The 23,606-nt window shown below is 69.8% G+C and carries 23 protein-coding genes; 6 read left to right on the top strand and 17 right to left on the bottom strand.

Features of this window, described 5'->3' with window-relative positions; genetic code table 11:
• Window positions 1–161 precede the first annotated feature (161 nt).
• Complete coding sequence (locus tag R3E98_13695) at window positions 162–668, top strand: DinB family protein (GenBank protein MEZ4424457.1); 507 nt, start codon at window positions 162–164, stop codon at window positions 666–668.
• 171 nt (window positions 669–839) lie between these two features.
• The gene (locus R3E98_13690) at window positions 840–2,144 is read left to right on the top strand and encodes an aminotransferase class V-fold PLP-dependent enzyme (GenBank protein MEZ4424456.1); all 1,305 of its coding nucleotides are present in this window, start codon (window positions 840–842) and stop codon (window positions 2,142–2,144) included.
• 106 nt (window positions 2,145–2,250) lie between these two features.
• Here the strand turns inward: R3E98_13690 and R3E98_13685 are convergent, their stop codons facing one another.
• From R3E98_13685 to R3E98_13650, 8 genes are all read right to left on the bottom strand, one after another.
• Window positions 2,251–2,949 carry a hypothetical protein gene (locus R3E98_13685; protein ID MEZ4424455.1) on the bottom strand — a complete coding sequence of 233 codons (699 nt, stop codon included), beginning with the start codon at window positions 2,947–2,949 and terminating at the stop codon, window positions 2,251–2,253.
• A gap of 166 nt (window positions 2,950–3,115) precedes the next feature.
• On the bottom strand, window positions 3,116–5,623 hold the full coding sequence (gyrA, locus tag R3E98_13680; GenBank protein ID MEZ4424454.1) for a DNA gyrase subunit A: 2,508 nt from the start codon (window positions 5,621–5,623) through the stop codon (window positions 3,116–3,118).
• Window positions 5,624–5,744: 121 nt separating this feature from the next.
• Window positions 5,745–6,059 (bottom strand): zf-HC2 domain-containing protein, encoded by a 315-nt coding sequence (locus tag R3E98_13675; GenBank protein MEZ4424453.1) that lies wholly within the window; start codon window positions 6,057–6,059, stop codon window positions 5,745–5,747.
• Window positions 6,056–6,673 carry a sigma-70 family RNA polymerase sigma factor gene (locus tag R3E98_13670; GenBank protein ID MEZ4424452.1) on the bottom strand — a complete coding sequence of 206 codons (618 nt, stop codon included), beginning with the start codon at window positions 6,671–6,673 and terminating at the stop codon, window positions 6,056–6,058. The genes R3E98_13675 and R3E98_13670 overlap by 4 nt, the downstream gene beginning before the upstream one ends.
• A gap of 102 nt (window positions 6,674–6,775) precedes the next feature.
• Entirely contained in the window at window positions 6,776–7,450 is a 675-nt protein-coding gene (locus R3E98_13665) for a TonB family protein (protein ID MEZ4424451.1), read from the bottom strand.
• A gap of 189 nt (window positions 7,451–7,639) precedes the next feature.
• A complete protein-coding gene (locus tag R3E98_13660; GenBank protein MEZ4424450.1) occupies window positions 7,640–8,062 on the bottom strand; it encodes a hypothetical protein in 423 nt (140 codons plus the stop codon).
• A gap of 229 nt (window positions 8,063–8,291) precedes the next feature.
• The gene (locus R3E98_13655) at window positions 8,292–8,711 is read right to left on the bottom strand and encodes a hypothetical protein (GenBank protein MEZ4424449.1); all 420 of its coding nucleotides are present in this window, start codon (window positions 8,709–8,711) and stop codon (window positions 8,292–8,294) included.
• Window positions 8,696–9,397, bottom strand: coding sequence for a CPBP family intramembrane glutamic endopeptidase (locus R3E98_13650; GenBank protein ID MEZ4424448.1), 702 nt, complete (start codon window positions 9,395–9,397; stop codon window positions 8,696–8,698). Before R3E98_13650 ends, R3E98_13655 begins: the two co-directional genes overlap by 16 nt.
• A 131-nt stretch (window positions 9,398–9,528) precedes the next feature.
• Here R3E98_13650 and R3E98_13645 point away from each other — a divergent pair, with 131 nt between their 5' ends.
• Window positions 9,529–9,825: a hypothetical protein gene (locus R3E98_13645; protein MEZ4424447.1), complete on the top strand. Its 297-nt coding sequence runs from the start codon at window positions 9,529–9,531 to the stop codon at window positions 9,823–9,825.
• Window positions 9,826–9,832: 7 nt separating this feature from the next.
• Here R3E98_13645 and R3E98_13640 read toward each other — a convergent pair whose 3' ends face one another.
• The 6 genes from R3E98_13640 to R3E98_13615 all read right to left on the bottom strand — a co-directional run bounded on the left by R3E98_13640 (window position 9,833) and on the right by R3E98_13615 (window position 13,400).
• Window positions 9,833–10,528 (bottom strand): hypothetical protein, encoded by a 696-nt coding sequence (locus R3E98_13640; protein MEZ4424446.1) that lies wholly within the window; start codon window positions 10,526–10,528, stop codon window positions 9,833–9,835.
• A 194-nt stretch (window positions 10,529–10,722) separates the two neighbouring features.
• Window positions 10,723–10,935 carry a hypothetical protein gene (locus R3E98_13635; GenBank protein ID MEZ4424445.1) on the bottom strand — a complete coding sequence of 71 codons (213 nt, stop codon included), beginning with the start codon at window positions 10,933–10,935 and terminating at the stop codon, window positions 10,723–10,725.
• 4 nt (window positions 10,936–10,939) lie between these two features.
• On the bottom strand, window positions 10,940–11,737 hold the full coding sequence (locus tag R3E98_13630) for a Phenylacetic acid catabolic protein (GenBank protein MEZ4424444.1): 798 nt from the start codon (window positions 11,735–11,737) through the stop codon (window positions 10,940–10,942).
• A complete protein-coding gene (locus tag R3E98_13625) occupies window positions 11,734–11,952 on the bottom strand; it encodes a hypothetical protein (protein ID MEZ4424443.1) in 219 nt (72 codons plus the stop codon). The genes R3E98_13630 and R3E98_13625 overlap by 4 nt, the downstream gene beginning before the upstream one ends.
• A 1-nt stretch (window position 11,953) precedes the next feature.
• A complete protein-coding gene (locus R3E98_13620) occupies window positions 11,954–12,376 on the bottom strand; it encodes a metal-sulfur cluster assembly factor (protein MEZ4424442.1) in 423 nt (140 codons plus the stop codon).
• A gap of 49 nt (window positions 12,377–12,425) precedes the next feature.
• Window positions 12,426–13,400, bottom strand: a complete 975-nt coding sequence (locus tag R3E98_13615) for a Phenylacetic acid catabolic protein (protein ID MEZ4424441.1) — start codon at window positions 13,398–13,400, stop codon at window positions 12,426–12,428.
• Window positions 13,401–13,645: 245 nt separating this feature from the next.
• Here R3E98_13615 and R3E98_13610 point away from each other — a divergent pair, with 245 nt between their 5' ends.
• The gene (locus R3E98_13610; GenBank protein ID MEZ4424440.1) at window positions 13,646–15,172 is read left to right on the top strand and encodes a DUF389 domain-containing protein; all 1,527 of its coding nucleotides are present in this window, start codon (window positions 13,646–13,648) and stop codon (window positions 15,170–15,172) included.
• A 17-nt stretch (window positions 15,173–15,189) separates the two neighbouring features.
• On the opposite strand, the gene R3E98_13605 is transcribed toward R3E98_13610, so the two are convergent.
• Window positions 15,190–16,638, bottom strand: a complete 1,449-nt coding sequence (locus R3E98_13605) for an aspartate aminotransferase family protein (protein ID MEZ4424439.1) — start codon at window positions 16,636–16,638, stop codon at window positions 15,190–15,192.
• A gap of 249 nt (window positions 16,639–16,887) precedes the next feature.
• On the opposite strand from R3E98_13605, the gene R3E98_13600 reads away from it, so the two are divergent.
• Window positions 16,888–18,384, top strand: coding sequence for an amidohydrolase family protein (locus R3E98_13600; GenBank protein ID MEZ4424438.1), 1,497 nt, complete (start codon window positions 16,888–16,890; stop codon window positions 18,382–18,384).
• A gap of 237 nt (window positions 18,385–18,621) precedes the next feature.
• Window positions 18,622–21,021, top strand: a complete 2,400-nt coding sequence (locus R3E98_13595; GenBank protein MEZ4424437.1) for a DUF11 domain-containing protein — start codon at window positions 18,622–18,624, stop codon at window positions 21,019–21,021.
• Window positions 21,022–21,138: 117 nt separating this feature from the next.
• Here the strand turns inward: R3E98_13595 and R3E98_13590 are convergent, their stop codons facing one another.
• On the bottom strand, window positions 21,139–23,154 hold the full coding sequence (locus tag R3E98_13590) for a hypothetical protein (GenBank protein MEZ4424436.1): 2,016 nt from the start codon (window positions 23,152–23,154) through the stop codon (window positions 21,139–21,141).
• Between the two features lie 110 nt (window positions 23,155–23,264).
• Window positions 23,265–23,564 (bottom strand): metal-sulfur cluster assembly factor, encoded by a 300-nt coding sequence (locus R3E98_13585; protein ID MEZ4424435.1) that lies wholly within the window; start codon window positions 23,562–23,564, stop codon window positions 23,265–23,267.
• Window positions 23,565–23,606 lie beyond the last annotated feature (42 nt).

Genomic DNA, 23,606 nt, shown 5'->3' with positions numbered 1-23,606 from the left:
CCGTGGATCGGAGCAACGGGGATGCCGCGGGGGATGGGCAGGGGGCCGTTGCCGAGGGCACGACCGGCCGGCAGCCGGAGGAGCCCGAGACCCCGCCCCCCGGCGATCGGCCCCGCCGCTAGCTTGTGGAACCGCACCCGGTTCCCCTGGCCCGGCCGCCCATGGACATCTCGACCATCGACGAGTTCCTCCCGTACTTCGAGCGGGTGCGGGAGCGCACCCGGAACGTCGCGGTGCTCGCTCCGCCGGACCGCCTCGAGTGGCGGCCCGCAGAGGGACGCTTCAGCCTGGGCGACCTGATCCGGCACATCGCGGCCACGGAGCGCTGGATGTGGGCCGAGAACGTGCACGGCCACCCCAGCCGCTACCCGGGGTGCGGGCCGGAGCTCGCCGACGGCCATGACGCCGTGATCGGCTACCTGGACGCCATGCACGCCGAAGCCATGGCGCGGTTTGCGACCCTCACGCCGGAGGCGCTCCAGCGCCGCTGCCCCACCCCGGGCGGGGTGCAGCTCACGGCCTGGAAGTGGCTCCGGGCCATGGTCGAGCACGAGATCCACCACCGCGGCCAGATCTATGAGCGGCTGGCGGACCTGGGCGTCGACACCCCGCCGCTCTATGGCCTGACGGAGCCGCAGGTCCTCCAGAACAGCGTGCATCCGGACTAGGCGGCCGCGCGCCGGTGGGACCTGGGGTCCACCGCGGCCGCCCCATCCACCCCGGAGGCCGGCTCGGGCCGGGCACGCTTCCCACCCCGCGGCCCCTTGCCCCTGCACCGGCGGCGTCCCTACGGTGCGTCTCGACCACCGATCCGCCCTCCTGCGGAGCCGCGCCCCGCCATGATCACTCGCCGAGGCTTCATCCGCACCGCCGGAGTGGCGGGTGCCGCCACCGCCCTCCCGCTCCAGGCCCAGGAGCCCGGTGCTCCGCAGGAGGCGCTGCCGCCACTCGCCCGACCGGACGGTCCGCCCGAGCAGGTGGCGCGGGACGAGGCGTACTGGCGTCGGGTCGGCGCCTACTACAGGACCGGAAGCGGCTATACGAACCTCGAAGCGGGATTCTGGGGCATGATGGCGGCGCCCGTCCTCGCCGACTTCCACGCGCACATCGACCGGGTCAACCAGGAAAGCTCCTATTATGCGCGTCGTCAGTACGATGCCGACCTGAGTGCGGCGCGGGAGCGGGTGGCCCGCTTCGTCGGCGCCAAGCCCACGGAGATCGCGTTCACGCGCGGCGCCACCGAGGCCTTGCAGCGTCTGATCATCCAGTACCGTCACGTCGGGACCGGCGACGCGGTCCTCTACGCCGACCTCGACTACAGCTCCATGCAGACGGCCATGAAGGCGCTGGCGGAACAGCGGGGGGCACGGCTGGTGCGCTTCGACCTGCCGGAGCCGGCGTCGCGTCAGGCCGTGCTGGACACCTATGCGAGCGTGCTCGAACGCACGCCGCGCGCGCGCCTTCTGTTGCTCACGCACCTGAACAACAAGACCGGCCTGATCCTCCCCGTGCGCGAGATCGCGGAGATGGCCCGCGCACGCGGTGTGGACGTGGTGGTGGACGCGGCGCACTCGTTCGGCCAGTGCGATCTGAAGCTCGAGGACCTGGGCGCGGACTTCGTCGGGCTCAACCTGCACAAGTGGTTGGGCGCGCCGGTGGGCGCCGGCCTCATGTACATCCGCGAGGATCGCCTCGACGACATCGCGCCCATGCTGGGCGAGGACGACAACGGCCGCATCGACAGCCGCATCCACACCGGCACCGCCCATTTCGCCACGTTCCTGACCGTCCCCGCCGCGCTGGACTTCCACGACCGCGTCGGGGGGGCTCCCAAGGCCGCGCGGCTCCGCGCGCTACGCGATCGGTGGGTGGCGGCCGTCCGCGCCACGCCCGGGGTCGACGTCCTCACGCCCGACGACCCGGACCTGGTGGCGGCCATCACGGGCTTCCGGCTCCATGGCCGGGGCGGCCGCGCCGAGAACCAGGCCCTCGTGGCCGAGCTCCTCGACCGCTTCGGCATCTTCACGGTGTGGCGGACGGGTGTGGCGGGCGGCGACTGCGTGCGGGTCACGCCGGCGCTGTACAACACGCCTGCGGACGTGGACCGGCTGGCGGAGGCGTTGAACACGCTGGCGAGGGCATAGGCCGGGGGAAGACCACGACGTCAGCCGGGGGTGGCGTGTGACGCGCGTCCCGGTACGCCCCGGTGCCGCTCCCGGCGCGCGAAGCGGCCGGGCACGAGAAAGAACCCTACCCCTCGTCCGTGCGCCCCGCGCGCAGTCGCGCCCGCTCCCCCACCTCTTCCATCTGGCGCATGCGCGTCGCCGACCAGCCGGGAAGCTGGATCAGACCGGCCCCGATGGACACGAGCCCCGCGAGCTCCATCGCCACGGCCCCGCTGATGGCCCCTTCCTTGAGCCCGGTGGCGTAGAGCAGGAAGAGCACGGCGCCCATGATCGCGAAGACGGTGCCCATCATCATCACCGACTGTGCGCTTTCCTTGCGCGAGCCCATGCGCAGCCGGTATCCGTCGCCGTCCGGCTCCACCACGGCGAAGAGGTTCCCGTTGCGCCATTCGCGGAAGGCACCCTCGACCCGGAGCTTGCCGTTGGCACCGAAGGTGTCGCGCAGATCCACGACCAGCCGGTTCCAGTCCTCCTCGGTGAAGGTGCCGGGGAGGCGCACGGTATGCTTCACGCGAATGGGGAGCGTGCTGCGCTCCGCCTTCTGGACCGCATGGCTCCCGCGCCGCTCCAGTGCTCCCGCGGCCTCCGCAATCCGCTCCGGAGGGATCCCCGCCTCCGCGCCGATCTCCTGCAGCTCGGCCAGCGTGAATCCCTCACCGGTGGTCAGGTGCGTGCCCGACCTGTCGCCACGCGCCGGCGTCGGACTCACGGCACGGTCGAAGATCGCGCGGACCTCGTCGTCATCGTATCGGCGCTGCGTCATGCATCGACCTCCACAACCTCGGACGGTATGCTGCCCGAAGGGTAGCCTCCCGGGGCCCCCCGGAGGAACCGGGGCCCGGGCGCGGCGGACCGAACGGTAGCCCCGGATCTACGGACGCCGAAGGCCGTTTCGTCACCGGCGGCCACGAACCGAGCGGCCACCCGGCCTACCCCAGCAGGTCCAGCTGCCCCTCCCGACCCCCTCCGGCCGCGGGCCGTACGGGGCCACCTCCCTCGCCGCTGCTCTCGGTGCGCGTCACCTCCACCACCCGGTCGCCGCGACCCAGCTGCACCAGCGGGCTGCCCCGGGTGCGCCGGCCCTGCTCGGGCACGTCCGCACCCACCAGGCGGAAGACCTTCCCGCTCGCAGCCACCACCATGACCTCGTCGTCCGGGAGCATCTCCAGCGCGGCCACGAGGGGCACCTTGGAATCGGACGGTCCCACCAGCGTGCCCATCCCGCCCCGGCCCTGCAGGGGGAATTCCTCCAGCGGGCTGCGCTTGCCCATCCCGTCCGCGGCCACGGTCAGGATGGACGCCTCGCGGCGCACCAGGATCATGCCGACCACGCCGTCGTCCTTGCCCACCGACACGCCCTTCACACCCTGGGCGGTGCGGCCGAAGACGCTGATGTCGTCCTCGGCGAAGCGGATGGCGCGCCCGTTGGCGGTGAGCAGCATCACCTCGGCGCCGCCGTCCGAGATGCCGACGTCCAGGACGCGGTCCCCCTTCTTCACACCCATGGCGATCACCCCTCCCGCACGCGGGTTGGCGAACTCGCTCAGATGCGTGCGCTTGATCAGGCCGCCCCGCGTCACGAACACCAGGTGACGGTCCGCATCGAGATCCTCCACCGGCACCGCCGCCACGATGCGCTCCTTCCTGTCCACGCCCAGGAGGCCGTAGATGCTCTGTCCCCGGGAGGCCCGCGCGGACTCGGGCACGTCTTGCACGGGCAGGAAATGCGCCTGACCGGCCTCCGTGAACGCGAGGATCAGTCCCGACGTGCGCGCCACGAACACGCGCTCCAGGAAGTCATCCTCGTACTTCTCCATCCCGGCCAGCGCCTTTCCGCTCCGCACACGGCGCTGATAGAGACCCATCGGGATCCGCTTCACGTATCCCTCGTGGCTCACCGTCACCACCACGTCCTCCTCCGCCACGAGGTCCTCGACCACCTCTTCTGCGGTCTCCTCCTTGGCTTCGTCGGTGATGACGGTCCGCCGGTCGTCCCCGAACCGCTTGACCGCCTCGTCCAGCTCGTCGAGCATCACCTCGACCTGGCGGGCCTCGCTCTTCAGGATGCCGCGCAGGTGGGCGATCTCCGCCTTGAGCTCCTTGAGACGATCCTGCAGCTCCTTCTTCTGGAGCTTCGTGAGACGCGCCAGCCTCATGTCGAGGATGGCGTCGGCCTGCACCTCGGAGAGCCCGAGCGCGTCCTGGAGCTTCTCGCTGGCTTCCGGGCGGTCGGCGGAGCTGCGGATGATCTTGATCACCTTGTCGATCTGGTCGAGCGCGATCAGCAGACCTTCGGTGATGTGCTTCTCCGCCTCGGCCTTCTCCAGCAGGAACGTGGAGCGTTTGCGGATCACCTCCAGCCGGTGATCCCGGTAGCGCTCCAGGATCTCGAGCAGGTTGAGCTCGCGGGGCTGCCCGTGGTCGAGCGCCAGCAGGATGGCGCCGAACGTGCTCTGCAGGGAGGTCTTCCGGTACAGGGTCTTGAGCACGCGACCGGGATCGCCCTTGCGCTTCAGCTCCACCACGACGCGTACGCCGTCGCGGTCGGACTCGTCACGGAGGTCGGCGATGTCGTCCGACAGGACTTGACGGGCCACGTCGGCGATCTGCTCCACCAGCCGGCTCTTGCTGACGCCGTACGGGAGCTCGGTGATGACGAGCTGCTCCTTGCCCGCGCGCAGTGCCTCCTTCACCACCCGGCCGCGCACGATCATCCGGCCGCGGCCCGTGGAGTACATGTCGCGGATGCCGTTGCGGCCCACGATGATCCCGCCGGTGGGGAAGTCGGGGCCGGGCACGAGCTTCATGAGCTGCGCCACCGTGGGCTGCTCGTCCCCGCAGATGAGCTTCACCGCCTTGGCGATCTCACGCAGGTTGTGGGGCGGCACGTTGGTGCTCATGCCCACGGCGATCCCGGAGCTGCCGTTGACGAGCAGGTTGGGGATCTTGCCCGGAAGGACCGACGGCTCCTCCAGCCGATCGTCGTAGTTGGGCTGGAAGGCGACGGTCTCCTTCTCGATGTCCGCGAGCAGCTCCACGGCCACCGCGTCCAGGCGCGCCTCCGTGTAGCGATAGGCGGCCGCCGAGTCGCCGTCCAGGGAGCCGAAGTTGCCCTGGCCGTCGATCAGCGGATAGCGCAACGAGAAGTCCTGCACCATCCGCACGAGCGCATCGTAGACGGCCGTATCCCCGTGCGGATGGAACTTGCCCAGCACCTCGCCCACCACCGTCGCCGACTTCTTGTGCGCCCGGTCCGGCCGCAGACCCAGCTCGTGCATGGCGTAGAGGATGCGCCGATGCACGGGCTTGAGGCCGTCGCGCACGTCGGGTAGCGCGCGCTGGACGATGACGCTCATCGAGTAGTCCAGGAACGAATCCCGGATCTCTTCCTCGATCAGGCGGGGAAGGATGCGCTCGCGGCGAGCGGCAGCGGACATCGGGGAGCTCCTACGCAGACGGCCAGAAAGGTCGGCCCATCTTCGAAGGAAGCGGGGAGCCCCGCAAGACGATCGGGGCGGAGGGCAGGCGCGCCGGCTCGTCGGCCCCGAGGCGCCGGCCTCAGGCGGGCGGCTCCTCCGGCTCTCCCCGCTCCCCGGGCTCCTGCAGCACCTGCAGCACGCGCCGTCGCACCGAATCCGGGATCGGCTCCCCTGCGGAGGAGGCCTTCTTCACCGCGTTCAGGAATGCGCGTTCGAAGTCGGCCCGTGTGGCACACGGCGCGCAGACCTCCAGGTGGTTGCGCAGGTGCGTCGCCACCTGGGGATCCAGCTCGTCGTCCAGGTACTCGAAGAGATGCTCCGCGGTCTCGCCACACTTCATCACGTGGCCGCGCCGCTGCCGCCGCAGCTCCCGCAACCGATCGAGGAAGCTCATGACGCCTCCCGGCTGGTGGCGCCCAGGTACCCCATCTCCACGGCGTAGTCGTACAGCTTCTCCTGCAGCTGCCGCCGCCCCCGGAACAGACGGCTCTTCACCGTCCCCACCGGCACACCCATGATGTCGGCGATCTCCGCATAGCTCATCCCCTGGACGTCGGACAGCACCACCGCGGTCCGGTATTCCTCCTGGAGGGCGTCGATGGCGTCCAGGATGCGGTCGTCGACAAGGGACGCGAAGAACGCACCCTCGGGATCGTCCGTCTGACTGGCCACGAACACCGCGTTCTCCCGGGACAGCTGCTCGGGCGAGCGCGCAGTGGTCTCCTCCAGGATCTCGTCGTGCCGCTTCTCACGCTCGCGGTTCCGGAGAAAGACATTTCGACAGATGGTAAAGAGCCAACTCTTGGCCGCGGTTCCCGGGGTGTACTGGTCCCATGCGCGGAACGCGCGATAGAACGTCTCCTGCACCAGGTCCTCGGCTGCGGCCGGGCTGCCACTCAAGCGCAGCGCGAAGCGATAGACCGCGTCGAGGTGCGGCAACGCCTCGCGCTCGAACGCGGCGCGCTTCGCGGTCGGGCTCGAAGCCGGGGGCTCGCGGGTGTCGCTCACGGGGTGCGGGTGCAGGGTGGGCCGGACATGCGATCCCCTCCCAACCCCGGAGCGGCCGATTTGGTGCCCAACCCTCCGCGATTGGTGCCCCACCCTCCGCGGTCAGCGATTGGGCTGGAACGTGATCGGGAACGCGACCCAGACCTCCATCGGGATCTGCTCGATCTGCGCGGGCTGGAAGCGGGCCGCACGGATGGCGCGCAAGGCGGCCGCGTCCACGTCGACGCTGCCCGAGCTCCGCTGGACGAGCGTCCTGCCGACCGTGCCGTCCGTGTGCACGAAGACCCAGACCGTCACGATCCGCGTGCGGTCCAGATCGAGGCCCTGGGCTTCCTGGGTCACCGCCTGCTCCACCAACGAGGTGTTGCGCATGGCGGGCCGGCACATGGCGGGATCGCGGACGCCGCGCAACCGCGGCCCTTGTTCGGTGCGGAGCGTCAGCGTGATCGACTGGCTCGGCAAGGGGCTCCGGGCAGCCGCGATCAAGGTCCCTTCGAGCGCGTTCTCCAGGATCTCGGGAAGCTCCCGCGCGAAGACCGACGCCTGCAGGGCACCCGTGGTGTCGGGACCGATGGTGGCCAGCACCAGACCGCTCGTCTGGGCGAGGAAGGGCGCCATCTCCGTCTCCACCCGCGCCGAGTCGACCCAGGCCTCCAACGACTCGGCGCTGGGCACGAGCGCGGAGCGGCCACAGTTTCCCGCACCGCCACCACCCCCCGCCGACGCACACCCATCCGCGACCGACAGAAGAACGATGCATGCGACGATCCGGCCCATTGCCACCTCCTGGCGTGTGGCTCCAACGGAGAAGCCCTGTCCAGGAAACGGCATATCCGCCACGGTCGGGTCAAGAGGGGCGTGCGGCGTCCGGTCGGTGGGACGCCACCCACGCCCGTGGGTGGACCGGAGGACGGAAGCTGCGGGGGAGGGGGAGTCGCCGCCGAGGGTGCCCCGGAGCGGCGGGGCTCAGTCCGGGAACTGGAACGAGCGCGAGGTCTCTTCGTCCGGACGCCGGCCCGTGACGAGCTCAATCATCGCCTCCATCTCGCCTCGGATGTCCCGGAGCCGGGAGAGGACGGCAAAGGCGTGCGCGAACTCGAAGTACGCATCCACCGCGCCTTCGTCTCCGGGGTGGCTTTGCACCACCACGGACTTCATCTCCGCCTCGAGGCATTCGACGATCGTGTGGACCGCGGTCTCGACGCTGCGCTCCTCCGCCAGCGTGCGCAGCGAGAGGTCGCCCGTGAGACGGGGAAGCAGGACCTCCACCTGGAAGCGCCCTTCGAGCGACGGCTCGACGGAGCAGGACAGCGATCCCTCGAGGCCCAATACGGCGCTGGCGCCGTGGCGCAGCGCCTGGGTTTCCTCGTAGTTGCAGCGCAGGATCACGTCTCGACTCCCCCCGGGGTTCCTACTCCATCAATACCGACCCGGCCCGGGTTTGTTTCTGCAAACGACAGGCCCTCGCTATTGGTGCGCGAGCGGACGGCACCGCCGGACGCGCTTCACTGGCGCCGGGGCGCCAAACGATTGCCAGAACGGCAGTTGGGATCGATCGACGGCAGCGGCCCCCGCCGCGTGCACCGGACCGGCGTTGTCGCGCTGCACCTACGCTCGCTCACGCCTGCGCAGCACGTCCGCGTTCGGGGCCGGCCACCAGGAGGGGTACCGTCACGAGCATCCGGGTGTCGACGGAGACGTCGAAGGCGTACGAGCCGGGCGACTGGAACACGATCCCGTCCAGGTTGATGACGTGCGGGAGCCGGAACAGCCCGCCCGCCGTGGGCGGTCCCGCGGAGACCTGGATCTGCCCGTTGATCCCGAACACCTGTTCGCCCTTGGGACCGCGCATGGACAGGCGCACGTCGTGGCCACCCACATCCCCGAGCCCGCCGCTGAAGCGGAGCACCAGGGTGATCCGCGGGTGCTGCGCCGGGAAGCCCTGCACCTCGATGCGGTCGAAGGCGCCCAGGATGTTGATCTTCCCGGCCGCGTCGATCGTGGCCGCGTCCGCCAACAGCGCTACGTCGATCTCCATTCGACTCCCGTTCGTTCGGCGGCGCGGCGCGTCCATCGCTCTCCGAGGAGCAGCCCGCCGATCCAGTCGATCATCGTGTGTGCCAGGATGGACGGCCACAGCCCCCAGCCCAGCCACACCGGAAGGGTGAGCACCACCCCCAAAAGGCCGGCCCGGATGCGCCCGAACGTGCCCTGGTACGCGTGCACCCACCCGAACGCCATCGCGGTCACGACCCCCGCGATCAGGGGGCTGCCCGTCCAGAGCGCCAGCAGCTGGAAGGCGAAGCCGCGGTACGCGATCTCCTCTCCTACCCCCGCCATCACCGAAAGGCCGGCGAAGACCCACTTCTCCCGCAGGGTGACGGGCAGGAGCGCCAGCACCCAGGCGCTCTCGGACTCCCCGCGGCGGGCCCGCCACCGATCCAGTCCCTCGGTGATCGCCACGGACGTCCCCGCCAGCAGGGCGGCCTGGAGCAGCACGACGCTCCACGAGGCCGGAGCGGCCAGGCCCAGGCCGGCCAGCCCCCACCGCCAGGTGCCGAGCCAGAGCCCCAGGGCGCCCAGCACACCGATGGCCACCATGGACTCCAGGTAGGCCGGGATGCGACGCAGGTCGGCGGGGTCCATGAGCTTCAGCTGGGCCTGGGCCGACCAGGGGACCACCAGGAGCAGGAGGAGGAGGAGGGCTCCCTCCAGGAAGACCATCAGCCGGACCGCGGCGGCAGGAGGCCGGTCCGCGCGGAGGGCGGCGTCCGCGCGACGCGTTGACGCTCCCGGTCCCGGGCTCCAGACTTGGGGCGCTCCGGTCCCACCCCACCGCTCGCGAGGTTCATGGAATGGCCCGTTTCCGGGTGATCGACGCGTTGGCCGCTCCCCACGGCGGTTCCATCCTGCGCCTGCGCCTCACCGACGGGGAGGCGCCCGCGCTGCGGGCCCTCAAGGGCGCCACCCTGACGGCGAAGAGCCCCGACGGGAGCGCGTCCCGCCGCGTGCGCGTGGAGGGCTTCCCGGTGATGTGGGGCAAACCGTCGGACGCCCGGGTGAAGGCCTCCGGACGGGTGGACGTGCACGTGAAGGACCTCGACGGAGCCGGAGAGCCCATCTGGCTCAAATGGCAGGTCGAAGGCCCCTGAGGGCTCCTCAGCCGGCGCCGCCCGTCTCCTCGCCCCGCAGGCCCGGCGGTGGGCGATCGAACGTGTCCTCGAACCACGTCCGATACTCCTCGAGCCCGTTCGGATGCTCGGCGATCCAGGCGTTGCGCGCCTCGGGGAACTCATCGGGTCGGTCCGTGAAGAGGAACGCGTCCAGGTAGCCGTTCTCACTGGCGTAGATCAGCTCGTCCAAGGCCGCGTACGGCGTGGTCTCGAACACGGAGCGTCCGTACAGCCAGGCGTCGGCCACGCGTTTGACGATGGCGCGCTCCAGCGGGTAGCCCGTCTCGTCGGCCGCCTCCGGCAGCCACTCCTCCAGCTCACCCCGCCGCTCCATCAGGTGGAAATGGGCGTAGAGCTGATAGGGAAGCCCGATGTCGGGCACGCCGCCCTCGTACGCGATGCGGACGGAGTCATCCGACAGCACCTCCAGGTGGGCCCAGGGCAGGACGGGCTGGAGCGCCGTCGTGCTGATCACCCAGAACGAGGGGTCCTGCTCGATGTTGAGGTTCTGGGCCCGCACCCACGTGTCGATCTCCGCCATCCGCTCGGGCTCGGGCTGCAGGCGCGCCCCTGAATGCACGATCAACGGGCGCGGGGGCGGCAGCTCCACGTTCGCGGCCCCACACCCGGCGAGCACGCCGGCAGAAAGCACCACGAGTGGACGCAGAGCGGATCGGAGCATGGCGGCGGACCTTGCCTTCCTGTCTCGGGTGGCACGGAGGATCGGCGTGGTGCGACTCGGCCGGACCTCCGACTAAGACCGCCCAGGACGCCAGGAGTTCCTGTGCGGAAGCCGCTCGCAAGCGGTGGCCACAGGGCGCAGATGCGCTTCCGTGCCCCGTCGGCAGCCGGGCCGCGACGGCCCGGTGTGGCGGGTCAGCAGCGATCCCGCTCGCGTCCGGCCCTGGAGTATCCGCTCCCCGGCTCGGTCCATTTCATGACCTCGAACGGGGAGCGACAACTCCGGCACCAGTAGGTGGAGACCGACAGCTGGGAGCCGAACGCCGAGAAGAGCTCCGTCTCCGTGCCCTCGCAGAAGGGGCAGGGGGGCGACTCGGGGAGCCCCGGGGGCGTGACCTGCTCGATCACGCCGCTACTCGACGAACAGCGCGCGGTTGCGGTCCCCGCGGGCACGCTCCAGCGCGTCGTCCGTCGGACCACCGGGGCCTCGACCGCGCGCCTCGTCCCAGCCGTCCGTGGCGGGCGCCACCGATGTCAGGTCGATGCCCACCCGCTCCAGGAGCGGCCCGACTTCCGCCGCGTACCGTGCCGCGCGGGTCTCGGTGCCCGCCACCAGACCGGCGTCGATCAGCGCGGCCGTGTGGGCATCGTCGGAGGCCAACCAGGCCAGCGTCCGGGGCAGGAGCGCCCCGCAGGCGGCCTTCAGCTCCGGAGCCGCCTCTGTCGATTCCGCCAGCCGGCGGAACCAGGCCTGGGCGAAGTCGCGGTGCAGCTCCTCCTCCGCCAGCATCTTGGGGACGCGGCCCCGCGCCAGCTCGAAGGCGCCCTCGCCGAAGTCCGCGAGCCGGACACGGATGGCACCGTCCACCAGCGCGGAGGCGGCGACCAGACCGGCCCAGCTCTCCGGTTGCAGATCCAGCCCGTCCACGGAGGCGTAGGCCTCGTCGGCGCGGTCGTGCTCGACGGTGACGGGGTCGTGGCCCAGCTCCTTGAGCATGGCGTAGAGCAGGCGGGCGTGGCCCCATTCGTCCTGCGCCATGGAGGAGCAGGCGATGCCGGTCTCGATGGACGGCGAGCCGAGGAGCCAGTCCGAGTAGCGGATCCCCATGAGGCGCTTGGAATCCGCCAGGGTGAGGATGAGGCGCTCCAGGGCCGGGACGGCCGCTTCGGAGACGCCCAGGGTGCGGGCCACCTCTGCGCGGTCGCTCATGCCCCACCTCCCGTGCCCAACGCGGCTTCGGGACGATTCACCGGCAGGATCGCCGAGCGGCGCACGATACACATTTCGAACCAGCTCTCCTCGTCGTACGTCTTCCAGGCGTAGACCCGCGCGAGCTCGTCGTCGAACGCATCCACGTAGCCGATGTGACGCAGAGGCTCGCCGCGCGTCTTGCGGGCGAAGACGTCATAGACCGTCTCCAACATGTCACCCCACTCCCAGCGACCGGAGCTGACGCCGGCCTCGTTCGGTGATGCGTTCACGGGTCCACGGCGGATCCCAGACCTCGTCCAGCTCCACGGTCCGGATCCAGGGCTCGCGCGTGAGCCGGTCCGTGATGTCCTCGCGGATGAACTCCATGCAGGGGCATCCGGTGGCGGTGTAGGTGAGCCGGATGCGCACCGCTCCGTCCCGATACTCCGCCCCGTAGATCAATCCCAGATCCACGAGGCTGATGGGGATCTCCGGATCCAGCACCTCGGTGAGCACCCGCCACACCTCCGCCTCCGGGTCCGCAGGCCGCTCCGGGAGCGGGTCCGTCCACCGGTCGCGTCCGCCGGACGCATGGGACTGGACGTGCGCGGGGATCGCCGACGTGGGGACGCGCAGGACGGGAAGCTCGACCGTCACCGGGCCTCCAGGCGCCCTGCGGGGAACGCGGGTCGCATGGCGATCCGCCCTACGCCGCGCGGGTGCCGTTCAGCCACTTGCCCACCTGCGTGCGCGAGCGCCGGACGGAATCCACGTAGATCTCGTTCATGGGGCCACGCTGCTTCCACCGCTCGAAGACCGTGTCCCAGGAGATCTGCCCGCCGTCGAAGTCCCAGACCTTGGCCTGGGCGTCGTACTGGCACGGGAAGGGGAAGTCGATGACGTAGCTCTCGCTGGCTTCGTCGTAGTGGGCGGGCACCTTCAGCCCCAGCGATTCCGCCAGCGGCACCGTGGCCGACATCCACACCTGGCGCAGCTGATCGTTGGAGAGGCCCTTGAGCTTGTAGTCGAGCTGCCCGGAGTGACGCTTCATGTCGTCGGGGAGCCCGAACCACTCCAGCGTCATGGGGAACATCCAGTCCACCGCCCGTTGGAGCACCTCGCGCGCTTCGCCTCCGGCCTTGGCGAGGCGGCGCATCCAGACCTCCCCGTGCCGCAGGTGGAAGGTCTCCTCCATGTCCACCTTGACCAGGGCCCGCTTGAGCGGGCCGTAGGACGTGTTGCGGTGGACGTCGGACAGCAGCGTGATCCCGGCGCGATCGAAGAAGCCGTTCGCGACCACCAGCTCGCCCCAGTTGTCGAGCGGCTGGTCGAACCCGTACGGGTGCTTGAACTCGTGGGGCTCACGCCCGTAGACCAGGTGCTCCTTGGAGACGCCCAGGTCCTCCAGCAGCCGGTACGCGATGTTCGCGTGGGCCAGCTCGTCCTGGATGATGGCGTGGGCGCTCACCTGGGTGTTGGCGGAGGGCGCGTAGCGCGCCGCCATCCAGTAGGAGGGGGCGCTCATCAGCTCCGTATCCGCCTGCACGGTCAACTGGACGATGAGGGCCTTCCGGTAGCCGGGGGTCATGTCGGCCAACGACTCGACCACGAACCCGTCGGCCACCTTGGCCTTCATCTCCTCCTCGGCGCGCGCCTCCTCGGGCGTGAGCTGCTTCGCCATGCGGGGCCCCTCCCAGCGATTCGTTCGAACGATCGTTCCAAGTCTGGGAAGATAGGCCGGAAGGGTGGGAACGGGCAACGTCGCGGCCCGCAGCGGGGCCCGGAACCGAAGCCCGGCCAGGCCGCGGCCCGCGGTCCGGCGCGGGTCGGCGCCCGCCCAGGACTTGCGACATCCGTGTCGGGGGTACTTCGTTCGGGCCGTTGGACGTGGCCATCGGTCCCCCGCGTCCGCCCGACGGAGGTGTCATGACCAGCGCGACGGGCTCTCCGCCCGAGCAGGAGCCGGCCGGAGGCATCTCCGAGCCGGAGATGGTGCAGCGCAGCTTCCGGGTGTTCGTCCGGGGAGTACGGCGGTTCCTCAACCGCACCCTCGACATCCGCGACGACGCCAACATCGACGGCACCATCGAGACCATCCATAAGGACATGGTCTTCCGCGGGCCGAACGTGTGGGTGCTGGTCTGCTCGATCTTCATCGCGAGCATCGGCCTCAACACCAATTCGGCCGCCGTCATCATCGGCGCCATGCTCATCTCCCCGCTGATGGGCCCGATCCTCGCGATCGGGCTGTCCGTGGGCATGAACGACATCGATGTCCTGCGCCGGGCCGTCCGCAACTTCGCGGTCATGGTGGCGGTGGCGCTCTTCACGTCCACGCTCTACTTCCTGATCACGCCGTTGGGAGACGTGCAGTCCGAGCTGCTCGCGCGGACCCGTCCGACGCTGCTCGACGCACTCATCGCGGTGTTCGGCGGCATCGCCGGCATCATCGGTGTGTCCCGCCGCGACCGTGGCAACGTCATTCCCGGCGTGGCTATCGCCACGGCGCTGATGCCGCCGCTCTGTACGGCGGGATACGGTCTGGCCAACGGCAACTGGCCCTTCTTCTTCGGCGCGATCTACCTCTTCGCCCTGAACTCGATCTTCATCGCCATCTCGACGGTGATGATCGTGCGGTTCCTGCACTTCCCGTTCGTGAAGTTCATCGATGCACAGGCCCGCCGACGCGTCCGCATCCGGATCGCGGTGTTCGTCGCCGTGGTGCTCCTGCCGTCTGCCTGGGTGCTCTACGGCGTGGTGCGGGAGAGCCTGTGGCGCGCTCGCGCGGCGGAGTTCGTGACGCAGAACATCCTGAACCTCCCCGGCGTCGACGTCATCAATCAGCGCATGGAGTACGCCGACTCGTTGTCCCGCATCGAGGTGTTCCTCGCGGGCGACACCGTCCCGCGGTTCCTGGAGGAGCAGCTCCAGACGCGCATGGCGCAGGCGGGGCTGGGCAACACGTCGCTCCGGCTCCACCAGCCACAGGACATCCGCGGCGAGTTGGGCCGGCTCTCCAGCGAGCTCCGGGTGGGGATCGTGCAGGACCTCTACGAACGCAACGCGCTCGCGCTGGCCGAACGCGACCAGCGCATCCGCGAGCTCGAAGGCCGGCTGCTGCTGTTCGAGCGCGACACCATCCCCCTGGCGCAGATCACCCGGGAGATCGCGACGCAATATCCTGCGATCGAGCGCATCGCCTTCGGCCGCGTCATCGAGATGCGGGAGTCGCCACCGGAGGCCGACCCGGATCCCCTCCTCCCAGACAGCGCGCGCGCGGATTCCACTGTCGTCCCGCTCGCCCCCCCGCGGATGCAGGACACGATTCCGACGTTCATGGTGCGTTGGAACGGGAACGCGCGGGCCGCCCAACGGGCCCAGGATACCGAGCGTCTGGCGAGCTGGCTGAAGGTCCGCCTGGCCCTCGACACGGTGCGGGTCGTCGAGAACTGACCTGCAACGCCGGCGGGTCAGCGCGCTGCCCGGATCCGCCGGCCCAGCTCACGCACGGTATCCACGAACCCGTCCATGTGTTCACCGGTCGTGCGCCAGTTGACGAGCGCGGGACGGAGCGCCACGCGACCCTCGAAGACGGTCGTTCCCGCGAAGTAGCGCCCGTCGGTCAGGACGGCCTCGCCCAACGCCCGGTTGAGCTCGTTCAGGGCCGCTTCGTCGAGGCCGCCCGGATTGAACCGGAAGCACACGATGTTGAGCGGCACGTCCGCGAGTCGCTCCAGGTCGGGGGCCGCGTCCACGCGTTGCGCGAGGTGCTGGGCGAGGTCGAGGTGGTGCTCCACCATGGTGCGGTACCCTTCCCTCCCGTAGGCCTTCAGCGTGGCCCACACCGCGAACGCGCGCGCGCGCCGTGAGCTCTCCGGCCCCAGGATGCCGAAGTTGGGCCGGGGATCGTCCGGCTGTTGCAGGTACGCGGCCGAGTACGCGAAGCTGCGCTGGAGGAGGCCCCTGTCCCGCACGAAGGCATACCCGCTGTCGTAGGGGACATTCAACCACTTGTGTCCATCGGTGATCACCGAGTCGGCGCGCTCGACCCCTTCGACCAGATGGCGCGTGCGGGGGCTGAGACGCGCGAACAGGCCGAAGGCTCCGTCCACATGCAGCCAGGCGCCGTAGCGCTCTGCCAGATCGGCGAAGGCCTCGATCGGATCGAAGTCACCCGCGTTGACCTCTCCGGCATTGGCGACGAGCACGGCTGGCGCGCCGTGCAGGGAGACGAAAGCCTCCTCCAGTGCGTCCAGATCCACGCGCCCTCGTGCATCGCGCTCGAAGGTCTGGAGCGAAGCTCTCCCGATTCCAAGCAGACCCAGGACCTTGACCGCGCTGGCGTGCACGTAGCCGCTCGTCAACACGGGGATCGGTGGGGCGCCGCTGAGGCCTTGGAGCGCCGGATCGATCCCGGTCCGCTCCCCCCACCACTGACGCGCCGCCGCCAGGGCCACGAAGTTGGCCATGGTGGCCCCCGTGGTCATGACGCCGGTCCAGGACGCCGGCAGCCCGAACAGCTGTTTCAACCACTCCAGGCTGCGCTCCTCGAGCACGGTCGCCAGCGGCGACGACAGCCACGCGTAGGCAGCCTGGTCGTAGGTCACGGCCAGCAGATCCGCGCCGAGCGCGGCGGGGGTGGTGCCGCCCATCACGAAGTGGTAGTTGCGCGGTCCGCCGGAGTGGAGCAGCGCGGGCGCCCCGTGCTGGATCAGGTCCTCCAGCGCGGCCAGCGCCCCGGTCCCGGTCTCCGGTAGAGGCTCGTCGAAGTGGCGGAGCACTTCGTCCGGATCACCCCGACGCGCCGGCGCATCGTCCAACCCCGCCAGGTAGGCGGAGGCCTCCGCGATCACCCGTTCGAGCACGGGCTGGATCTCGTCCTGGCGCGGCCGCAGGCCGCCGCTGTCGATCTCGTCCATGCGCTCAAGTTCGTGGGGTGTGGGGTCCGCGGGTAGCGTCCGCGGCGGGTGCCCGCCCCCGACGCTGGACAGGTACGGCCACGCGTGTACAGCCACGCGTGGCTTCTTCCACACCCTGGGCTCCTCGAGTCCACCCCGGCTTCGGAGTCCGCCTGCAGTTGCCGTGGGTGCGGGTACGGCGTCCATTCCGCTGGAATCGAGGGCCGCACAGGCCCGAGTCGCGCACCCTGGGTCCTGAGGATGCCAAGGATGACCGCAGCTCGCCCACTCCTGCTCCTGGCGTTGCTGGCGTTCGGCTCGTGTGAGCCCCGGCGGAGCTACGACCGGGTCATCGTCGGCGGTCGGGTGATGGACCCGGAGACCGGACTCGACGCCGTCCGACACCTGGGCATCGTGGACGGCACCATCCAGGCGGTCAGCGAGGCTCCCCTGGACGGGGCCGACACGGTGGACGCGACGGGCCTTGTCGTGGCTCCAGGCTTCATCGACCTCAACACCTATCAGCACGGCGACGACCTCTTCCGGCTGCGCGCGGCAGACGGCGTGACCTCCGTACTCAACCTGGAGAGCGGCGCCCTGGACGTGGAGAAGTACTACGGGGCGCTCGAAGGCCGGGCGCTCCTCCACTTCGGCGCCGCCGTGGACCACCAGGTCCTGAGGCGCGTGGCCCAGGGCGACGCGGTCGCCGAGCTGTACGGCGTCTCCGACTGGCCCACCCTCCCGACGACCCGCGCCTCACCCGAGCTCGACCAGCGGGCCTTGACCGATCCGGAGCTGGACTCGCTCGTCGTGCTCGTCGAACGGGGCCTCCAGGAGGGCGCGATCGGCATCGGCTTCGGGATCGCCTACACGCCCGGAGCCACGCACTCGGAGATCCTCCGGATGTTCGAGCTCGCCGCAGCGTACGAGGCTCCGTCCCACGTCCACCTCCGCGACTTCGACGCGGTACGGGAGTGGGATGAGCTGTACGAGGTGCTGATGGGGGCGCTGCGCTGGGGCGGCGACATCCACATCAAGCACCTGCAATCCCACTTCGGCGCGTTCGTGGACCCGGCGCTCGAGTTCATCGACCGGGGGAGGGTGACCGGTCTGGCGGTCACCACGGAATGCTACCCCTACATCGCCGCCAGCACCTTCATCGACTCCGGATCCTCGGACGACTGGAAGGAGTGGCCCGACGAATCGTTCCAGCGCTACGAGTGGCCCCCGACCGGAGAGCGCCTCACCCGGGAGAGCTACGGCAAGTACCGCGAGCAGGGCGGGTTCATCATCATCCATCCGAGCGACCCCGAGCGGCAGGAAGCCGCGGTGCGCGCCTGTCTGGCGCACCCGCTTCCCATGATCGCCAGCGACGGCGCCTGGGACGGAGGCTTCACCCACCCGCGTGTGGCCGGCACCAACAGCCGCGTGCTCGGCCGGTACGTGCGGGAGGAAGGGGTGATGCCGCTCATGGACGCGCTGCGGAAGATGAGCCTCGACCCGGCGAACCACCTGGCCCGGCGTGTTCCCGCCATGCGCCGGAAGGGTCGGGTCCAGGTCGGGGCCGACGCTGACCTGGTGCTGTTCGATCCTGGGACGGTCGTCGACCGGGCCACCTACCGGGAACCGCTCCTGGCGCCCGCAGGGATCGCGGCGGTGCTGGTGGACGGCGTGATGGTGGTGCGGGACGGCCGGGTCGTGGAAGGGGTGATGCCGGGGAAGGCGCTGCGGGGGGACCGTGGCGATCCAGCGGAGGCGCGCCGCTAGGGGACCCAGGGCGCGCTCGCGGGACCCAGGGTCGTTCGGCGGCGCTGCGCGGGTTCGTGGCGTCCGGCGCGACGCCCGCGCGGGGAACTCCGCGCAGCGAGCCTGTCCCCGCGCACCTGGCCGTGTCCATCCGGGGAGCCATCCGTCGCCGTGGGCGGAGAGGGCGCGCATCGGCGGGCCCCGAGCTCACGACCAGGTGGGACGATGCGGCGGTTTCTGGGATGGACGACGTGCCTGATGGCGCTGACGGCGTGCGCGGAGCCTCCCACGGCGCCCGATCTCACCGGTGACGCTTCGTCGGAGACCCTTCCGCTCGTCGCTACCGCATCGCCGCGGGTCTCCTTCACCTGCACCCGCTCGTGGACCACAGGCGTGGACGGAGACTGGGACGACGCGGGTGCATGGACGCCGGCGGGAGTCCCGACGGAGACCGACAACGTGTGCATCGATGCGTCGGGTACGTACGACGTGGAGATCGGCGCGCCGGTAACGGTCAACAACCTGAAGATCGGCGGGACCGGGGCCTGGGCGACCGTGGAAACGGAGGACGATCTGCTCATCAAGCGGAACCTGCTGATCGAGGTCAACGGCCGACTCGACATGGATGTGTCCGGAGGCGAGTACCTGGGAGGCTCTCCCCACGGCCACCCGTCGACCTTCCTCCCCACGTACTTCGAGAATTACGGCACCCTCGACCTGAACGACACGAGCGGCAGCGGCTCCGGAGCCACCCTGAGGTTCAACCTCTACGACAACTACGGCTTCATGTATCTCCCGGGGGGCACGTCCGTCCTCCTCGAGGTCGGGACGTCCTTCCCGTGGTTCACGAACCTCGGATTCATCCTGACCGAAGGGTCGGGGGAGGTGGAGGTGTCGCACCCCGATCACTACTACCTGATGTTCGGACACCTGCGAGGCACCATCGGCGGCTCGGCACCCCTGCGGATCCACGCCGACATCGGCATGTTCTGGTGGACGGGAGGCACCCTGCCGTCGTTGGTGGGTGGCTCCGGTCAATCCGTCCTGCGAACGGACCTTCCCGACGTGGCGTTCAATGCCCCGACCGGCGGCAACATCGAAGCGACCCGCGTCAAGCAGATCCAGGGAGGGATGGAGGCGGGCGGCCGCCTGGTGCTGTCCGAACCGGCCGACACGATCGACTTCTGGAGCTACGACGGTCAGAGCCCCTGGGTGAACCACGGTGAGGTCGAGATCCAGGCCCAACCCGGTCAACAGGTCGAGCTGGAGATGGGTTCGTGGTATGGCGCGGAGAACTCCGGCACGCTCGCGCTGACCGGAGGCGCGGAGTTCAGCATGGAGGTGGTGTCGTTCCTGAACACCGGGACGGTGTCGACCGAACAGCCGCTACGCGTCTACAAGGCCTGGGGTGGTCCCGATTTCCAGAACGCCGGTCTCGTGTCGGTGGCCACCGGAAGCGAGTTGACTCTGGAAGACGGCACCTTCACATCGGAACGCACCGGCGTGATGCAGGGGACGCTGAGGATGGTGGGGGGGACGCTGGAGGGCGGCGGCTCCCTGGGAACAGTGTTCTCCGAAGGGGCCACCGTGAAACCGGGCTTCCAGCGTGCCACGCTGCCCGGCCTGCCCGATCCCCGTCTCGGAACCCTGAGCGCGGGATCTCTCTTCCTGGACACCGCCAGCGAGCTCGTGCTCCAGGTCGCCGACACCATGCCCGGGACGTACGATCGGGTGTCGGTCGCGGGCGCGGTGGGGTACGGAGGGAAGCTCACCGTCCGCACGCTCTCCCCCTTCCAGGGCGGCGTGTGCGGTCAGGTGATCCCGGTGATCACGGACGGCGGAAAGGGGCTCGTCCCGCGCGGGACGTTCGACTCCTGGTCCGGCCTCAACACCGGCCCCAACCGAGCGTGGCGCCTGCACAACCCCACCGGGCTGTTGGCGCTGGTGGGCTACCGACCCGGACCCGAGCCGCTCTATGCCACGCCGTCGACGCTCGCCTTGAGCGAGGGTGGTGGGCCCGAGGTCTATCGGGTCTGTCTGGGGGATGTCCCGCCCACCGGCGACCTGGTGCTCGAGGCGAGCTCCGCGCTGGCGCAGACCTCCGGCACACGCCGCGTGGACATCCCCCTGATCGACTGGATGCTTCCGCGCCTGATGGCTGCACGAGCCATCGACGATGGATGGGTGGAAGGTCCGCACGTGGACACCATCCGGCACGTGCTGGTCGGCGCAGGGAAGGGAGGCAGCCCCTCCTCGCCCGTGCTGGTCCCGGTCACGATCACGGACAACGACGGCGCCGCGGACCTCTCCCTGATCAAGGTGTCCCAGGAGGACAACCAGTTCGTGGGAGACACGATGGATACCGTGTTCCGGGTCACCAACCACGGTCCGACCGAATCCTCGGGGTCGACCGTGTCGTCGACGCCGCTCAGCGGGCTGGCTTTCGTCTCGGCAAGCGGCGCTACGTGTGCGCTCGACGGGGCAGGCGCAGTCACCTGCGAGGTCGGATCCATCCCGCCCGGCGGACAGGTGGACATCACCGTCTCGTTCGAAGGCGCCACCGTGGGTGTCCACACCTCGACGTGGACCGTCACGGGGGAGCAACCGGATGCCGACGCCACCAACGACGACGCACCGTACAGTCAGCGGGTGAACTGATGTGGTTCACCCTGGGATCGCTCTCCGGGAGCATCTGCGTCAGGCTGTTGCATGGGCCGCCCAGGCCGTCCGAACGTCCTGTTCACGGCTCCCGTGGAGCGGTGGCCGTAGCGGTGGCTACTGCCGACACACGTTCGCAGGCTCGTAGAACGCCCAACCAGGGTCGCTCGGGCCCGATGGGGCGGTATCGACCAGCCGGAAGAACTGCGTGTACTCGTCCAGGAGTGTCCACCGCTCACCGACCGTGCTGCGTGCGTTGAACACACGCTCCAGACAGGGGCACCACTCGCGTCCCACTCGAAATCCACCCTCTTCGATGTAGCGTTGGCAGGCGGCGCCCAACGTGAGAGGCATTGCACCGACGCTCGGTAGTGTCGCCGCTGCGCGTTCCTGCTGGAGGGTGGGGAGTGAGTAGGCCATCCGGCGCATGTTCTCCTGGAACTGCGCGAGCACGGGTGAGTCACATCCCTGTTCGAAGAGCATGCCGAGATCCTGACGGATCTCTTCGACCATCCGCGCCATGAGGAACGATGTCCGGATCATCTCCCCCATGGACCCCGGGTTGGTGAGGACCCGCACGAGCATCTCCACCACACGCGCCGGGTCTCGGGAATCGAATCCCGGAGCGTAGAGTGCAGGCGCAGCCTGCGAATCCGCATCCCAGAGCTCGAAGGGTCTGACGAATGCGGTATGGATGTACGAGGTGTCCTGGTCGACGACGTGGGGTGCCGTGTAGTCGTCCCACTCGACGGTGGTGACCGTCCTGACCACCATGCTGTCCAGCGGAATCCGGTCCGCACAGCGATCGGAGAACGCGAGCACGGTGCGCTTGTAGATCTGGCCGAACTCCCACTCTTCCGTGGCGTTGGGGAAGAAGCCCTCGAAGACGGCGCGAAACTCCCCACTGGCCTGGAAACGATCCCAGAACGTGGGGTCCACGTAGGTCAGACCTCGTGTCGGCCAGGTGCGCGCGCGCTCCTGTTCCAACGTGGCGCGACCAGCGAGCCTTGCCTGGCGTTCGGCGCGTTCCCGAGCGTCACGCTCGGCGCGTACCACCGCATACAGGGCTTGCTGCTTCGCGTAGGCCTCCTGGATGCCGCGAATGGCCAGCACGGTGTTCTGGAGGGGCGGGTCCACCCGGTCGCGGTCGTCCCCCGACATCCAGGCGAACGGCTGAGTGGGCTCGGAACGCCGACCGAACCACCGTTCGAGCGTCATCGGAACCTCCACGCTCTCGTCGCTGGTCAGCGGATGACGTTGGTAGGCCCACTGGAAGTTGGTGTCGGGTTGACGGGCCAGGTGCACATCCGTGCCGTAGTGCCAGACCTCGATCTGCGCCACGGCATCTCCTGTGGGCCGGAGCAGGGGAACGATCTGCTCACGGAACCGGCGGCTGGTCTCCGGTCCATAGCGAAGGACCGGACGACCGTACATGTCGGCTTCTCCGCTCTCCTGGAAGTCCAGGAGTGGTTGGGTCTCCGTGACCGGGCGCACCACGGCCAGCCACACCCTCCACTCACGCTCAGCCAGGAGGTAGACGGCCGAGCCGTCGAACGTGCCCAGCAGGTGCGAGGCGGGCCACCCGCGCTCGCGCAGCGTGGGTGGCCAGGCACCATCGACGCTCGCCTGCACCACGGGCGCCTGGTAGAACGGGTGCTGAGACCAGAGAGGAATCGCCACGAGGTAGCGACCGCTGCCGCCGGGTGACTCAGGCAGCACGTCCTGCGCGAGCACTTCCCTCAGGACCTGTGTCGCTGCGCGCGACAGCATGATGCCGTCCCGACGGAGGTTCCCTGGGGCAGCCGGCAGCACCATGGCGGCGGGTCCAGCGTCTTGCACGGTGTAGCGTCCGCCGCTCTGCACCAATGCCGCCGAGAGCAGGACGCACGCGCCGACGCTCGCTTCCGCGGGAAGCTGGATGCGGAGGGTCGGTGGGGCCCCGAGCGCTCCGATCCCGTCGTACAGGAGCGGAGTGCGGATCTGCTGCTGGACGGTGCGGATGCGGGCAGCGATCTGCGGGTCGGAGCAGGGATTGCCGCTGCGGGGAGTCTGCGCCCGGGCCGGTGCAGCGGCTGACCAGCAGACGAGAAGCACCAGGGGGAGCGCGCGGAGTCGGGAGCGCGTCGACTTCATGAGGGTACCTGCGGGTCGGAGGCCTGCCTGCGAAGCCCGCCGACGAAACTCCGGGCCGGGGTGGGGCGAGGCAAGAGTCGGGGCCGGCCCAGAGGCCCGCTACGGAGCCGTTACAGACCCAGGGAGGAGCGGATCAGCGGAGCGATGCGGTCGGGCGTCCACGGCGGGTCGAACGTGAGCTGCACGTTCGCGTCCTCGATGCCGTCCACCGCGAGCACCGCCTGGCGGGCGTCCTCGACGATCTGGGGCGCCACCGGGCACATGGGCGTGGTCAGGGACATGCGCACGTCCGCATGGGTGCCGTCCACCTGGATGTCGTAGACCAGGCCCAGCACGACCAGGTCCAGGTTCAGCTCCGGGTCCTTCACCTTCCGGAGCGCCTTCTCGATGTCCTTCTCGGTGACCGCCATCGGTGCCGCCTCGGCCGTTCGGGATGGGAGGGCTTCGTAACC

The sequence above is a fragment of the Gemmatimonadota bacterium genome (assembly GCA_041390125.1).
Lineage (GTDB): Bacteria > Gemmatimonadota > Gemmatimonadetes > Longimicrobiales > Gaopeijiaceae > JAGQIF01.
This window is presented reverse-complemented; position numbering and strand designations above follow the sequence as displayed.

Bases quoted from the DNA above. Each gene is read 5' to 3' on its own strand.
- R3E98_13695 (MEZ4424457.1), top strand. From the start codon at position 162: ATGGACATCTCGACCATCGACGAGTTCCTCCCGTACTTCGAGCGGGTG.
- R3E98_13610 (MEZ4424440.1), top strand. From the start codon at position 13,646: ATGACCAGCGCGACGGGCTCTCCGCCCGAGCAGGAGCCGGCCGGAGGC.
- R3E98_13655 (MEZ4424449.1), bottom strand. From the start codon at position 8,711: ATGGAGATCGACGTAGCGCTGTTGGCGGACGCGGCCACGATCGACGCG.
- R3E98_13625 (MEZ4424443.1), bottom strand. From the start codon at position 11,952: ATGTTGGAGACGGTCTATGACGTCTTCGCCCGCAAGACGCGCGGCGAG.
- R3E98_13645 (MEZ4424447.1), top strand. From the start codon at position 9,529: ATGGCCCGTTTCCGGGTGATCGACGCGTTGGCCGCTCCCCACGGCGGT.
- gyrA (MEZ4424454.1), bottom strand. From the start codon at position 5,623: ATGTCCGCTGCCGCTCGCCGCGAGCGCATCCTTCCCCGCCTGATCGAG.
- R3E98_13615 (MEZ4424441.1), bottom strand. From the start codon at position 13,400: ATGGCGAAGCAGCTCACGCCCGAGGAGGCGCGCGCCGAGGAGGAGATG.
- R3E98_13585 (MEZ4424435.1), bottom strand. From the start codon at position 23,564: ATGGCGGTCACCGAGAAGGACATCGAGAAGGCGCTCCGGAAGGTGAAG.
- R3E98_13600 (MEZ4424438.1), top strand. From the start codon at position 16,888: ATGACCGCAGCTCGCCCACTCCTGCTCCTGGCGTTGCTGGCGTTCGGC.
- R3E98_13690 (MEZ4424456.1), top strand. From the start codon at position 840: ATGATCACTCGCCGAGGCTTCATCCGCACCGCCGGAGTGGCGGGTGCC.
- R3E98_13595 (MEZ4424437.1), top strand. From the start codon at position 18,622: ATGGCGCTGACGGCGTGCGCGGAGCCTCCCACGGCGCCCGATCTCACC.
- R3E98_13665 (MEZ4424451.1), bottom strand. From the start codon at position 7,450: ATGGGCCGGATCGTCGCATGCATCGTTCTTCTGTCGGTCGCGGATGGG.
- R3E98_13650 (MEZ4424448.1), bottom strand. From the start codon at position 9,397: ATGGTCTTCCTGGAGGGAGCCCTCCTCCTCCTCCTGCTCCTGGTGGTC.
- R3E98_13685 (MEZ4424455.1), bottom strand. From the start codon at position 2,949: ATGACGCAGCGCCGATACGATGACGACGAGGTCCGCGCGATCTTCGAC.
- R3E98_13675 (MEZ4424453.1), bottom strand. From the start codon at position 6,059: ATGAGCTTCCTCGATCGGTTGCGGGAGCTGCGGCGGCAGCGGCGCGGC.
- R3E98_13640 (MEZ4424446.1), bottom strand. From the start codon at position 10,528: ATGCTCCGATCCGCTCTGCGTCCACTCGTGGTGCTTTCTGCCGGCGTG.
- R3E98_13630 (MEZ4424444.1), bottom strand. From the start codon at position 11,737: ATGAGCGACCGCGCAGAGGTGGCCCGCACCCTGGGCGTCTCCGAAGCG.
- R3E98_13605 (MEZ4424439.1), bottom strand. From the start codon at position 16,638: ATGGACGAGATCGACAGCGGCGGCCTGCGGCCGCGCCAGGACGAGATC.
- R3E98_13590 (MEZ4424436.1), bottom strand. From the start codon at position 23,154: ATGAAGTCGACGCGCTCCCGACTCCGCGCGCTCCCCCTGGTGCTTCTC.